The sequence below is a fragment of the Paenibacillus lautus NBRC 15380 genome (genome assembly GCF_004000945.1).
Lineage (GTDB): Bacteria > Bacillota > Bacilli > Paenibacillales > Paenibacillaceae > Paenibacillus_AQ > Paenibacillus_AQ lautus.
On sequence record NZ_BIMF01000001.1, the window covers coordinates 197,551 to 212,042 of the forward strand.

Sequence of the window (14,492 nt, forward strand, 5' to 3'; positions counted from 1 at the left end):
AAAGAGGAACCCTGCAGGCTCCTCTTTAGGTGTGTATCCTATTATATTGTACAAGGTTACCAAAAATGTCCAATCCAAAAGATTACATGCTTTATTTAGTGAAATCATTTGATTTATTCTGCTTACGTACTTTTCCAGCATAGTATGCTGCAATACCCAGTGAAATTCCCCAGATCAGAAAGAGTGCGTACCAGAAGTATCCCCACACCGCCATGGGACTTGCATCTTGAGTGGCATACATGGGGGCAGACTGAACGCGGCCAACCGCTAACAAATACTGCAGAACGAAGTAGATAAATCCCCATAATGACAACAAAACAGAACCAATTGCAGCTGGAATCGTTAACATCCATTTCGGTAAGCGTAACCCCCACGGCCTGGCGAACGCAAGCGCGAATACAGCTGCCAATAAGGCCAAGGTACCCATTCCCCAGTAACCGATCACATGCGTCCAAAATTCATCAGGTGCTTCCTGGAAATCCCCCGGGAATGCAAACCCGATGCCAAGTCCCCACCAGTAATGGGGGAGGCCATACAGAACGGCGGCAATGCAAGCCGCATACCCGGCTTTCTTCATTCTTGAATTGTTCATATCATTCACCTCAAGCTCATCATACTTAACGAAAAGAGCATTCAGGTGACTTGAAGTTTAAGTTTAGATTAAATATGCGAAACCCACTTTTGACTCTGTTCAATAGACCTTATGAATCACATCTTCAAAATCGGGATCTTCCATATCGATATCATCCAGCTCGCCCCAGCGGCCCAGCTCTTTAAAAATATCAAGCGTGTTCATCTCGCGGCGGTTCACCTCTATCGTGACGGTGTTGTCCAGCGCGCTTGTCACCCGGATCGGGACGGAAAGACCGTCTTCGCGTAAAGATTGATCGGGAATGACAAAAGGACCGCGGAAAGTGACCGTGATTACGGTGGGCAGCCCGATGGTGTCCCGTAAAGACTTTACCGTTCCATCATAAGACAGCTCGCCGTTGTTAATGACCATCACGCGGTTGCACAGCTGTTCGATATCATCCATGTCATGCGTCGTGAGCAGTATGGTCTTGCCGAATTGCTCATTGATTAGCTTGAGAAAATGACGGATGTTCCGTTTGGCGTTCACGTCCAGGCCGATCGTCGGCTCATCCAGGAACAGCACGTCCGGGTCATGCAGCATCGCGGCCGCGAGGTCGGCGCGCATGCGCTGTCCGAGCGACAGCTTGCGCACGGGCGTTTCCCAAAACGCCTGTAAATCCAGCAGTTCGGCAAACTGTTCGAGTCTGCGCTCCTTGTCCGCCTGATCCACGCAGTACATTTTAGCCAAAATATCGTAGGAATCCTTCACCGGCAAATCCCACCACAGCTGGCTCCGTTGACCGAATACGACGCCCAGGTTGTTCACGACGGTGCGCCGTTCCTTGTGCGGATTCATGCCTCCGATCGATACGTGGCCCGAGGTCGGGTGGAGAATGCCGGTCAGCATTTTGATGGTGGTGGATTTGCCCGCCCCGTTCGGTCCGATGTAACCGACAAATTCACCCTGCTCCACTTGAAAGCTGATTCCCTTCACGGCTTCCTTCGTCCGGTATTCTCGCGTAAACAGGGTTCGCAGCCCGGAGAAGCGCCCCTCCTTCACAACCGGCGTTTTGAACTCCTTGCGAATGTTGTGGACTTCAATCATTGACGGGTTCCTCCTTCAGCTCCCTGTACTTTGATACTTGGTTAAACCAAATTGCCAGAATTTCAGACTTAAGAAAAGGCATAACAGAGCCGCTCCAGCCAATGCAGGCAGCACCCAGGCTCCGAGCTCGCCCCGCAGTATGTATAATGACGGGATGTAATTGACTAAACCGACCGGGACCACGATCAGCAGGATCGATGACATCCATTTGGGATAGAGTGTGAGCGGGTACTGGGCTGCCGTCCGGGCCGCGTCCTCCGTAATGTTTTGAAGCTCGGTGATCCGGGTCGTCCAAAAACCGAACGTTGCCGTCGCGAGGCCGATCGAGAACAGGATGACCGCCCCCGTGACGATAATGTACAACGATTGCGGTATCGCGCTCCATCCCACCTGACCTGCCGCCATCATGCCATGCAGCGACCACCAGAGCAGAAAACCGCCCTGCAGCACTTCCCCCAGCATAATCCGGAATTTCTGCGGCATGAGTGCCAGCAGTACCGGCATGGGACGGGTCAGCAGCTGATCAAGCTCACCGTTAACCAGGTAGTGTTCAAGATGATGCACTTCATCCGCAAACGTCCGGTAGAGCGTCTTCGATAAGGTCATAATGGCAAACAAATATCCGATTTCATGCATGGACCATCCCTGTATGGCCCCAAACTTGTACAGCACGATAGCGACCATAAGAAATTCGGAAATTTGAATCAATGCGGCGAGAAACGAAGCCAATATGAAATTCAATTTGTACTGCATGCGGCTTTTGATGCTGGTGCGGATCAGCAGCGCGTACAGAGATAGCCAGGATCTTGTGGTCATCCTCCCTGCACCTCCACTTTCCGTCTTAGGAAGCCTGTAGCCAGCAGGCTGGCCAGCGTAAGCAGCACGCACCATAGGAGTGTACCCCATAGATAGGAAACGTCATCAAAACCCAGATAGATTCGGGTCGGCACATAGAGCAGATAAGGATACGGCGACCACCAAGCCATCGTCTGAAGCCAACCCGGCAGCCATTCTATCGGAATAAAGAAGCCGGCAAGAAGATTGATCATCGCGTGGTTGCCCCAATACAACCAAGACGATTCCGTTGTCCATAATGCGGATGCGCCGATGAGATAGTTGATGCAGATCGATAAATAGGCGGCACCTGCGAGCGCCATGGCAACATAGAGGAAGGTAGATGCTTTTCCGGGTACATTCAGCGAGAAGGCAAAGTAATACACCAAGTAGATCGGGATCGATTTGTAAACGAATTGGTAGGCGATTTGCCCCCATTCCTTGGCCATCAAATGACTGAACAAGTGAACGGGACGCATCAAATCCAGAGAGATATGGCCGGTTCGCACGGCTTGGGGAATGCCGAGGCCATTCGTGACGAAACTGGAAACCCAGAGCGCAGCTTGCGTAAAGGCGATATAACCGACCATTCCCTGCGTTCCATATTCTCCGAGCGCGTAGTCTGCACCGAGACCGATCCAGATACAGGCATACATGAAGCCGAACATCGCGCTGGCGATATTGTGCACCATGTGGGCGCCGCGGTACTGCAAATTGCGGGCATAGGCTTTGGAAGCCAATGTGAAATAAAGCATGAAGCACCTCCGATAAGCATTTTAGATGGCGGACCCATCCACTTCAGACAAGGCGAAAATGAGAGAAGGACAATAGCATACCAGAACGTTCCATTTCAGGCAAGGATTTTTTCGGAAGGTAAATCGTGCGGGCCATCCGGCATACAAAAAGAAGTCTTCTCCACCCGGGCCGGTTTCGAAACCAACCGCCTAGGAGTTTGAAGACTTCGTTGTCGCGAAATGAATTTCTCAGGCATCATCATGGCTTTGTCGCTCAGCGTCAAAATCCAGTGAAACCGGCCTTTCGAAAGCATCGACACCTGTCCCGGCTTCAGCTTGTAGGTCATCAGTTTCTGCGTGAAGGGATTATCGTACTCCTCTCTTGAAAGTTCTTTGATCTATAAATCTGTATGTATGGGAGGCTCGGCTTATGTAAAAGGGGATGGGCCCGGACAGGAAAAAGACGTGACTTGTCAGATCACGTCCCTATGCTTCATCGGCTCCTGAAACTCGTCGAAATACTCTATCAGGAAGGACTGGAATTCCTTCGCGGCCCTGGACAAATATCGCCGCTCCAGCCAAGCTACGGTAAAGGTGCGGTAACAGGAAGGCTTCTCGATGCGTACCATCGCGTAGGGCGGCTTTTCGTCCCCTTTGCACCCGGGTACAAATGCGGCTCCAAGTCCGGCCGATACGAGACTCCCCAAAGCTGCCGGTTCATCCACTTCACAGACGACGTCACGGCTGATTCCCGCCAATCGGCAGAACTCCTCGTTCATTTTTCGAAAAGGATGGCCTGCTTTGTATTCGATGAATGCTTCTCCTGCAACTTCTTGAAGGGATATGCTGGTCCGTCCCGCCAATCGGTGTTCGTGAGGCACCGCCAGAAACACCTCGGCCTGGAGAACCGGGATCTCCTGAATGTTGTCTTCGTCCAATGCCGCTGCGGTAAAGCATAGATCGACCTCACCGTTTTCCAACATTTGAACCATCTCCATCATCGAGTCGGGCGCAATCTGGACAATGCGGAAATTCACATCAGGATACCGTGTGCGGAAGGCACCCAGCGCCTTGGACAACCGGCTTAACGCGGTCGTTGCAACGCGAATGCTCCCCCGCTCCATCCCTGCCAAATCCGATACCTCTCTCTTGCCTTCCTCAATGGCCGATAATGCCGTATCTACGCTTTTCAAAAAAGCTTTCCCGAATGAATTGAGTTTGATTTGCCGATTCTGCCGATCAAACAGCTGTACGCCCAAATCTTCCTCCAACCGGGCAATTGTCTTGCTGAGCGCAGGCTGGGCGATTCGAAGCTCCTTTGCAGCTTTGGTCATGTGCTCCATTCTGGCCACCGTCTGAAAATAATGCAGCTGAAGCAGTTCCACGGTAACTTCCTCCTTCATTGATAACCTAAAGTATATGAATGCATGTCATAATATATATTTTTATTTATTAACTATCGATTGTAGAATAAATCGTAACCAAAGGAAAGGGGGAAATATCATGAACGAACATCAGCAACAACCGCCATCGGCTGAAAAATTAATACGCATTCTGGCTTTTACGATGATTCTCTCATCGATGAGCGCAACGATGTTTAATATCGTGCTTCCGGAAATCAGCAAGCAATTCCAGCTTTCCTTTGCCCAGGTCAGTTGGGTATCTTCGGTCTACATGCTGATATATGCCATAGGCTCTGTCATATACGGAAAATTGGCTGACACCTATAAGCTCAAAAATCTGCTCACTTTCGGTTTGCTCCTCTTCTTTGTCGGTTCCATTACAGGGTTATCGGCACAAACCTACTGGATGGTCCTGCTGGGCCGGATCCTCCAGGCTGCGGGAGCTGCCGTCATTCCGGCAACCGCCATGATCATTCCGGTCCGTTACTTCCCTGCGGAAAGCCGGGGCCGCGCGCTCGGTATAACCGCAACCGGACTTGCTATCGGAAGCGCCATTGGACCGGTGGTCTCGGCTTTGATCGTCAGCGTGTTCCACTGGAGATGGCTCTTCTGCATCCCGCTGTTGATCCTCGTCACCTTGCCTCTGTACCGTAAATATTTGGGCAATGAACAAGGCCAGGGCGGACGGATCGATTGGCTCGGCGGCGGTCTTCTGGCAGGGACGGTCGCGCTGCTGCTCCTAGCGGTGACGCAGGGAGGCTGGATATATGGCTTAGGCAGCTTCATACTGTTCCTATTATTCCTCCTGCGCATTCGATCGGCTAAAGAGCCTTTTGTTCAGCCCCGTATATTCAGCAACAAAAGCTACTCGGTCGGACTTGTGCTCGGCATATTCATCGTGAGTGTCGGTTACGCCCTGCCCTTTCTGACTCCGCAGCTGCTCGCGGATATTAACGGTTTAGCTCCGGGATGGATCGGATTTGTTATGGTGCCGGGAGCCGTCGTTACGGCCATGCTTGGCGGAAGAGGCGGCAAGCTTGCGGATACCAAGGGAACCCGTTATCTATTCTATATGGCTTCTACCCTGCTTCTGCTCTGTTTCGCCCTGTTGTCCACCTTCGCGGGCATATCGCCATTCTTCATTGCACTGTTTCTGATCTTCGGCAATGTTGGGCAAATGTTTATGCAAATCTCGCTCTCCAAGACGATTTCCTTGTCGCTGCCCAAAGAGCAAACCGGCGTCGGCATGGGATTATTCTCTCTCCTTAATTTCCTGTCCGGCGCGATCGCGACAGGGGTATACGGCAAAGCCGTCGATCTCGGGGCCGGTAGCTCCTGGAATCCGCTGAACTTGTTCCAGGGAGCCTCCACCTACAGCAACATTTATATCATCCTGTGTGCCTTACAAGGTGGAGTTCTTCTGCTGTTCATGCTGCAATTTGGCAGAGAAGGGCAGCGTAAGCTGCAGGTTCAAACAACAGGCTCTAAGTGAGGTGTAAACAACAGGTTGTCACACAAAATCTAATTTTAACAACATCAATAGAAAAACCACCGGAGTAACAATCGGCTTCTTCAAGCCTCTCCGGTGGTTTTGATTCTATTTGAATGCATAGTCACTGGTGTAATATTACATAGCCGCCCGTTTCAGCTGGCTGTTATACAGGTCGCTGTAGAATCCTCCCTGCTTCAGCAGTTCATCATGGGAGCCTTGCTCCAGCAGGCGCCCATCCTTCAGCACAAGGATGCGGTCCGCCGAGCGGATCGTGTTTAGGCGGTGGGCAATGACGAAGCTCGTCCGCCCTTTCATCAACCGCTGCAATCCTTCCTGGATTTTGATTTCCGTTACGGTATCGATGCTGCTTGTCGCTTCATCCAGCACCAGCATGGAAGGGTTGGCCAGAATCGCCCTCGCGATCGCAAGCAGCTGTTTCTGGCCTTGGCTAATGCCGCTGCCATCAGGCTTGAGCAGCTTGTCATAACCGTCCTTCATCCGCACGATAAACGAGTGGGCATTGGCCAGTTTCGCGGCTTCTTCCACTTCCTCATCGGTGGCATCCAGCCGTCCGAAGCGGATATTCTCACGGATCGTGCCCTGGAAGAGGAAGGAATCCTGCAGCACAAAAGCCATCTGTGAGCGCAGGCTCTCCCTGCGAATCGAAGAAATATCCCGCCCGTCGAGGGTAATGCTTCCACTGTCCGGATCGTAAAACCGGGAGAGCAGCTGAATTAAGGTGGTCTTCCCTGCACCCGTCGGACCGACTAGCGCAATCATCTCGCCGGGTTTCGCTTCAAAGCTGATTCCTTCCAGCGTGTCCCCGTCTTTCTCGTAAGAGAACGAGACGTTGTCGAACTTCACCGCACCCTCCACGCTGTTCAGCGTGACGGCGGCTCCTTCATCCTTCGCTTCAACCTCTTCATCCAGCACTTCGAATACGCGTTCCGCACCCGCAATGGCTGACAGCAGCGTATTCCATTGGTTGGCCAGATCGTTCAGCGGCCTCGTAAACTGTCGTGCATAACTCTCGAAGATAATGATGACGCCGATCGTAATATGTCCCTGGATTGCCATGATGCCGCCAATGCCCGCTACGATCGCAAAGCTCAAATTATTGAGCCCGTTCATCAGCTTCGGAATGAAGCCCGATATGCTCTGCGCCCAGAAGCCTGACAGACGAATCCGTTGATTGCGCTCATCGAATTCGCGGACCACCCGTTCCTCCTGGGAAAAAGCCTTAATAATCCGCTGCCCCGACAGCGTTTCTTCAATATATCCGTTCAGATCCCCAAGGTTGCGTTGCCGCTCTTTGAACAAAGGACCGGTCCGCCGGGTAATCCAGCGCATCCCCATCATCATCAGAGGCACGACCAGGAACGTCAGCAGCGTAAGCAGCGGACTAAGCCATAACATGACGGTTAACGTGCCGATTAAGGTCAGCACGCTCGAGAAGATTTGGATGGCCGAGCTGTTCAGCGTTGAGCTCACGTTCTCGATATCATTCGTCAGACGGCTCATGATTTCGCCCTGCTGGCGCTTGCCGTAGAACGGAATCGGGAGCCGGTGCAGATGCGTGAACAGATCCATCCGCATCCGGTACACCGTCTCTTGCGCGATGCCGATCATCCAGACGTTGTGCAGCCAGGTGGTCACGGCCTGAAGGACATAGACGACGGCCAGTCCAACCAAAAAGTACAGCCAGGCCGAGTCGATGGAGCTGTCGGGATTTCTCACATCATCCAGAAATCTGTCCACCCCGACGCCGAGCAGATAGGGACCGAGCAGCGCCAGGCCCGAGCTGATCATCACCATCAGCAGCACGAGTGTGAGCTTCCCTTTGCGGCGGGCAAGATAAGCCCATATTCTGGAGAGGGTGCCCGACCAGTTTTTGGCCTTGGCTTTCGGCTTGCCGCCACGGCCGCCGCCATCCTTGTTCTTGTCAAGATCGAGCTTCGGTCTTGGGTGACGAAACGGTTCAGTGAATGCCTTGAGCATGCTGCTGCGCCTCCTCTCCGTACTGGGATTCATAGATGCGTCGATACAGAGCGGAGCTTTCCATCAAAGCGTCATGGTTCCCTTTTCCAATCAAACGCCCATCGTCCAGCAGCAGAATCAAATCGGCCGAAGTGGTCGAGCTGATCTTCTGCGTGATCAAAAACGTCGTGCAGGACAAATCCTTCAGGGCATCCAGCAGGGCGCCTTCCGTTCGGACGTCAAGAGCACTAGTGCTGTCATCGAGAATGAGGATGGCGGGCTTTCGAACGAGCGCCCGTGCAATGGACAAGCGCTGCTTCTGTCCGCCGGACAAGTTGACCCCGCGCTGACCCAGCATCGTGTCATAGCCGTTAGGCAAATGCTCGATGGTATCATGGATTTGGGCTCTGCGGGCCGCTTCTTTAATTTCTTCCATAGAAGCATCCTCGCGTCCCCAGGCGATGTTCTCCCGGACCGTACCGGAGAAGAGCAGCACTTCCTGCGGCACATAGCCGATGCTGCTGCGCAGATTCACCTCATCAATCGATCCGGCATCCATTCCGTCTATGCGTACTGTCCCCTTCTCTTCCTCGTAAAGCCGTGGAATCAGCTGTACTAATGAAGATTTGCCGGAACCTGTCGCTCCCATAATCGCGATCCGCTCTCCGGGCCTCGCTTCAAAGGAAATATCCGTCAGCACGTCGATGTCGCTGCCCGGGTAGCTAAAGCTCACTTGCTCGAACTTCACGCCCCCTTGAATGTCAACCTTTTTATTTTTATCCTTGCCCGCGCTTGCTGCATCCTCTTCCGTCTTTAGCACCTCCTGCGTCCGCTGGGCGGAAGCGCGTCCCCGGGAGAAGGCAACGACAACCCAGGACAGGGCGGACATGGCACCAATACAGCGCAGGGAATAATTGACTACGGCAACCACTTCGCCGACGCTGGCACTGCCGGACGCGATGTCTTTGCGGCCAAACCACAGGACCGCCATGATCCCGGCATTCATGATGAGGAGAATAAACGGCATCGTTGTCTCCGTTAATCGCAAGGTCGAGACGGTGGTGCTCATCAGCTTGCCCGAGGTACGGCCAAAGCGCTCAATCTCGTGACCCATGCGGACGAATACGCGAATCAACCGGATCCCGGTCAAATTCTCCTGAATGACGCCGTTCACCGCATCCAATCGCTGCTGTACATTGCGGAATGCATCCGCTGCCCGCTTCATAATCCAAGCGATAAAAATAAACAATAATGGCACGGTAAGGACAAGCAGCAAACCCAGCTTCACATTCACGACCAATGCCATGATAATGCTTCCTAGCACAACTAGCGGAACGCGCGTCATAAACCGCAAGCCCATGAACACCGTATCCTGAATCTGGGTGACGTCACCCGTAAGTCTAGTAATCAATGATGAGGTAGCAAACCGGTTAAATATCGAATAGGAGAAGGACTGCACCTTTTCATACAGCTGATCACGCAGATCATAGCCGAGTCCCTGACTCGTGTGCGCCGCAAAAAAAGAGCTGGATATCCCGGCTATAAAGGCAATAATAGCGCTTCCAGTTAAAACGGCTCCCCACATCCATACGACGGACAAATCCTGTTTCTGAATGCCGTCGTCAATGATTTTAGAGATAAGCAGCGGCTGAATCAGCTCGACGGTGAGCTCAATCAGCATCATGACCAGTGCCGCAATCGCTGCTACGCGGTACTTTTTCAAAATCGAGAAGACCATTCCCATATGCATTCCTCCGAGGCTGAAGACCTTTATCATGTTCTAAACATCAATTACCCACTGGTCTTCATGTAGTAGCAATATTGGTTCGTACAAGAGCTGGATATGTCTATTATAATATATTTTCTCCTAGAACTTACCGGCTGATTTAAAAATATCACGGGAAATCACATTCCAAACCGCAGCTGCTGGCCTGTATCGGGAGCTGTACAACGGAAATGACAAAGAGAGCCTACTCTTCAGGATCGTCTCCTGTCGAATAGGGCTCTCTCGTTGAAACATATAGCTATTCTACCGATTTCAGCGCTTCAATCATATCAATCCGCTTCAGTTTGTAATGCATGGAGGCCATGACAATGGCTGAGAACAACAGCGTCAGCAGTGCCGCATAGCCGTAACTGATTCCATGGATGGTGGGACTGAACATCATCGCATCCACTTCCGCGGTCAGGAGCACAAACCGGTGCAGGAACACGCCCCCCAAACTGCCCGCTATGATCCCCAGCACGGTCAGAATCATATTTTCGCGATAAATGTACATGGTTACTTCCTTATCATAGAAGCCAAGCACCTTGATCGTTGACAGCTCCCGTATCCGCTCGGATACGTTAATATTCGTCAGATTGTACAGCACGACAAACGCAAGTGCCGCAGCAGATATAATCAGGACAACGACCACGACGTTCATGCTGTCCATCGTATCACTGAAGGCATCGCTTACTCCGCTCGTGAAGCTGACCATCGCCACCCGTTCGCTTGCGGTTAACGATTCTCCAAGCCGGTCCTCCCACTCCGGATCGTGACCGTTGTGGTCATACGTCAGCAATTGGCTGTTCACTTCCGGCGCTGCGTCAAAAATCTCTTCGTAATATACCGGCGTCATATAGACGTAGTGCATGGCATAGTTTTCCGTTATCCCGGCTACGCGCATTTCAAAGGGTTCATTGTCGCTGTTCTGAACGGTGAATGTGCTGCCAATCTCGAGATCAAACAGCTTGGCCAGCTTCTCGGTAATGATCGCGCCGTCATCCGTCAGTGACAGCTTCTGCTCCTGCTCACGGGATTTCAGGACGATGAACGAATCGATCTCCTTCGGTGATTGGGGCACGAACAAACTCACATCCTGGGCGTTCACCTCTGGGGCGGCCGCAGTCATCGCCTCTTGGGTCACATTCATAATCCCCGTAATCCCCGGCGTATCCGCAATGCGCTTGTTATAATCCTCCAGCATACCGCTATCGCCGTTATCCTCTTGAAATACAACGGTCGCCTGATGCTGCATAATCTTTCCGTATTGCAGCGGCGCGATATCTCCGATGGAATCCTTGAGACCGAAACCGGTCAGAATCAGGGCCGTGCAACCGGCAACGCCGCAGACGGTCATAAACATCCGCTGCTTGTAGCGGAACAGATTGCGGGCGGTTACTTTTCCAATAAAGCCGAGCCGGTTCCACACCCAAGGAACCCGCTCCAGCCATATGCGCGATCCGTTCTTGGGCGCCCTGGGACGCATCAGGACCGAAGCGCTGCTTCGAAGTTCCACCCGCGTGGCCACATAAGCCGTCATGGTCGTACAGAGCACAGCCACAACAATCGAAATGATGCTGTAGCTGAGATAAAAGCGGGTTCTCACATCTGGTAGATTATATAAAGCGCCGTAAGCATCATAGATAATGGCGGGAAACAAGGTGAAGCCGATAGCCAGCCCGGCTGCTGAAGCCGCAACACTGGCCAGCGTCGAATAGACCAGGAATTTTTTCATCACATCCCGGTTGCTGTATCCGAGGGCTTTCAAGGTTCCGATCTGCAGCCGCTGCTCCTCGACCATCCGGGTCATCGTTGTCAGGCTGACGAGGGCAGCGATCAGGAAAAAGAATACCGGGAATGCCGTTGCAATGGAAGATAAGCGGTCGGCATTATCGCTGTACTCGGTATACCCTGGATTGACGCTGCGGTCCATGACGTAGACTTTGGGCAGCTCAAGCTGATCCAGCTCCTTCTGTCCCTCTGCCACTTCCTTCTCGCCATCGGCGATCTCCCGCTCAGCCTTTACTTTTTCTTCATTAAATTTCTTTAGACCTTCCTGATATTCCTCCCGCCCTTGGCTAAGCTCCGCTTTCGCATCCGCGAGCTTGGCTTCCCCTGCCTGTCTGGCAGTTGCAAGCTCCTCCGTTCCTTGCTTCAACGAAGCTTCCCCCTGCACAAGCTGACGCTCGGCTTCCCGAAGCTTGGCCTGTTCTTCTTTCAGCTCTGCTTGGCTTGCATCCAGCTTCTGCTGAGCATTACCCAGCTGCAGCGAAGCTTCGTTTAAACCGCTTTGGAACGCAGAAGCAGCCTGTTGCAGAGCCGCGCCGTCCAGTGCGCCTTCCATGAAACCCGCAGTGGCTGCTCCTAGTTTCGGATCTGCCGCCTGAGCTGCCGAGAGCAGCTCTTGCCTCTGCTCTTCCGGTATGCTCTCCGGATCTAAACCGGAGATTTGCTGCAGCGCCTTCGCCAATTGCTGCCCTTGTACCAGCTTTGGCACAAGCTCCGACTTCTGTTGATCCAGTTGACTTTGACCCGTCTTAAGCTGGGACTGTCCTTGCTCCAGCTGCTGCTGATTCCGCTTCAGCTCCGCTCTGCCTTGGGCAAGTTTTTTTGCCGCGGAATCCAGCTTGGCTTGTCCCTGTGCCAGTTCGGTTTGAAGTTTATTCACGCCATCAAGGTAGGATTGCTCGCCTTCATTCAGCTTGATCTTCGCTTCCATTAACTCTTGCTCCGCATCGGCCAGCTGTTTCTTGGCATCCTCGATTTTGTCCACGGCCTCATCCAGCTTCTTCTGACCGTCGGCACGAATCTCTGCCAGCCGCTCCTGCGGCATAGTCTCCAGTGCCAGTTCTAACGCTTCTTTGTGCCGTTGGATCTTCTCGTCATACTCAGGCGTATAAGGAGCTAATCCAGCGGTGTCTTGGAAGGTCAGGTAGGCTTCCGTATATACAGATCGTTTAAAATCCTTCTCCGGTATAACGGCGAACACATCCGCTGTCCCTTTGCCGATGCCGCTCGTTCCCCGACTCATGCTGCTGATGAACAGCGGGCTCTTCGCCCTCCCCACGACCGTGTATGTGAGGTGATTAAATGTTTTCTTGAGGTTGACTCCGTGGTCCGGATTGGTGAAGGTAATCTGATCCCCCAGTTTAAATTCGTTTCCGCGGTCTCCCGCGTCGATGACGATTTCACCCGCGGCTTCCGGCATTCGGCCTTCTGTGAGCACATATTGATTCAGATTATTTCCTGGGTCATAGGAGAGTATCTTCGCGATCCGGCCGCTGTCACCGAGGAAAACGTCCGAGCTGTAGCCGGGCTGGACCACATCCACGCCGGCAACCTGCTTCAGCTTCTCTATATCGCTTTGTTCGAGACCCAAGGTGGACTGAACCTTAAGATCCATCAGCTTTAAGTCGCTATAGTAATGATCCGCTGTATCCAGCATATCAGGACCTGTGGCTTTGATCCCCGCAAAAAAACCGACGCCGAGCATAATGATGGCAAAAATGGACAGAAACCGCGCTTTTGTCCGCGATATTTCCCGGAAAATATCAGTCCACAACGCTCTTTTCTTCATGATATGTATCTCCCTACCACTCGATGTTGTCCACAGAAACGGGGTTCGGATTCAAAACCGTGTTCCGAACCTTGGCATTGTTGATCTCAATGACCCGATCCGCCATCGGCGTCAGAGCAGAATTATGCGTAATGACAATAACCGTCGTCCCGGTATGGCGGCAGGTGTCTTGGAGCAGCTTCAGCACCTGTTTCCCCGTATGGTAATCAAGCGCACCCGTGGGTTCATCACAGAGAAGCAGCTTCGGCTGCTTGGCGAGCGCTCTGGCAATCGCCACCCGCTGCTGTTCCCCCCCGGACAGCTGTGCAGGAAAATTATTCAGACGATTACCCAGGCCGACATCCCGCAATACTTGCTCCGCGTCCAAAGCCCGGGGAGAAATCTGCGAAGCCAATTCCACATTCTCTTTTGTCGTCAGATTGGGAACCAGATTATAAAATTGAAACACAAATCCGACGTCATTGCGCCGATAGCCGGTCAACTCCTTGCTGTTAAACCTGGCAATATCCATTCCATCCACCAGCACTTGTCCCTCATCCGCGGTATCCATGCCGCCCAATATATTCAGCACCGTGGATTTGCCTGCCCCGCTGGGACCGACAATGATCGCAAACTCGCCTTTTTCGATCTCTAGGTTGATTCCATCATTGGCTACAATGGTGGTCTCTCCCATCCGGTAGCGCTTATATTCATCCTTCATGCTCACAAAAGCCATGTTTACTCCACTCCCAACTCATGGTTGCAATTTCGGCTTGAATCGGTTTGTAATCTTTAGTAGCCCCAAAGCGGCTTATCCGGCGCTATAGCCGTAGGGCTGTTCACCGCTTATATGGATACCCTTCGGCATCTGTCGTAGCCATGAGGCTATGTCTCGCATGCATTTGTGCATTCTCCGTTGTTAGACTCCTTATTTTCTTACGTTCATTCAATGAAATCGTCCTGTAAACAAGTGTAGCATAAACAAATCGGCCAAAGAAAACACTGCCTCCCCCGCGATGGCCATGTCACAGAATGTTCCAAATCCGAAATAGT

General features: G+C 52.4%; 11 protein-coding genes. 1 reads left to right on the plus strand and 10 read right to left on the minus strand.

The features are described 5' to 3' along the window. Positions 1-91 precede the first annotated feature (91 nt). From PLA01S_RS00910 to PLA01S_RS00930, 6 genes are all read right to left on the minus strand, one after another. Entirely contained in the window at positions 92-592 is a 501-nt protein-coding gene (locus tag PLA01S_RS00910; protein WP_127589630.1) for a DUF3995 domain-containing protein, read from the minus strand. 99 nt (positions 593-691) lie between these two features. After that, complete coding sequence (locus tag PLA01S_RS00915) at positions 692-1,678, minus strand: ABC transporter ATP-binding protein (protein WP_127589631.1); 987 nt, start codon at positions 1,676-1,678, stop codon at positions 692-694. A 15-nt stretch (positions 1,679-1,693) separates the two neighbouring features. Continuing rightward, positions 1,694-2,494, minus strand: a complete 801-nt coding sequence (locus PLA01S_RS00920; RefSeq protein ID WP_127589632.1) for an ABC transporter permease — start codon at positions 2,492-2,494, stop codon at positions 1,694-1,696. Further along, entirely contained in the window at positions 2,491-3,267 is a 777-nt protein-coding gene (locus PLA01S_RS00925) for an ABC transporter permease (RefSeq protein ID WP_127589633.1), read from the minus strand. The genes PLA01S_RS00920 and PLA01S_RS00925 overlap by 4 nt, the downstream gene beginning before the upstream one ends. A gap of 95 nt (positions 3,268-3,362) precedes the next feature. After that, positions 3,363-3,593 (minus strand): hypothetical protein, encoded by a 231-nt coding sequence (locus tag PLA01S_RS31825; protein ID WP_164817248.1) that lies wholly within the window; start codon positions 3,591-3,593, stop codon positions 3,363-3,365. A 126-nt stretch (positions 3,594-3,719) separates the two neighbouring features. After that, positions 3,720-4,631 (minus strand): LysR family transcriptional regulator, encoded by a 912-nt coding sequence (locus PLA01S_RS00930; RefSeq protein WP_127589634.1) that lies wholly within the window; start codon positions 4,629-4,631, stop codon positions 3,720-3,722. A 118-nt stretch (positions 4,632-4,749) separates the two neighbouring features. Between PLA01S_RS00930 and PLA01S_RS00935 the strand changes: the two genes are divergently transcribed. Next, positions 4,750-6,141: an MFS transporter gene (locus tag PLA01S_RS00935; RefSeq protein ID WP_127589635.1), complete on the plus strand. Its 1,392-nt coding sequence runs from the start codon at positions 4,750-4,752 to the stop codon at positions 6,139-6,141. A gap of 135 nt (positions 6,142-6,276) precedes the next feature. On the opposite strand, the gene PLA01S_RS00940 is transcribed toward PLA01S_RS00935, so the two are convergent. From PLA01S_RS00940 to PLA01S_RS00955, 4 genes are all read right to left on the minus strand, one after another. Further along, a complete protein-coding gene (locus PLA01S_RS00940; RefSeq protein ID WP_127589636.1) occupies positions 6,277-8,139 on the minus strand; it encodes an ABC transporter ATP-binding protein in 1,863 nt (620 codons plus the stop codon). Next, a complete protein-coding gene (locus PLA01S_RS00945; protein WP_127589637.1) occupies positions 8,120-9,862 on the minus strand; it encodes an ABC transporter ATP-binding protein in 1,743 nt (580 codons plus the stop codon). Before PLA01S_RS00945 ends, PLA01S_RS00940 begins: the two co-directional genes overlap by 20 nt. Before the next feature lie 280 nt (positions 9,863-10,142). After that, positions 10,143-13,460 carry an ABC transporter permease gene (locus PLA01S_RS00950; RefSeq protein WP_246059264.1) on the minus strand — a complete coding sequence of 1,106 codons (3,318 nt, stop codon included), beginning with the start codon at positions 13,458-13,460 and terminating at the stop codon, positions 10,143-10,145. Positions 13,461-13,473: 13 nt separating this feature from the next. Continuing rightward, the gene (locus PLA01S_RS00955; protein WP_127589639.1) at positions 13,474-14,175 is read right to left on the minus strand and encodes an ABC transporter ATP-binding protein; all 702 of its coding nucleotides are present in this window, start codon (positions 14,173-14,175) and stop codon (positions 13,474-13,476) included. Positions 14,176-14,492: the final 317 nt, after the last annotated feature.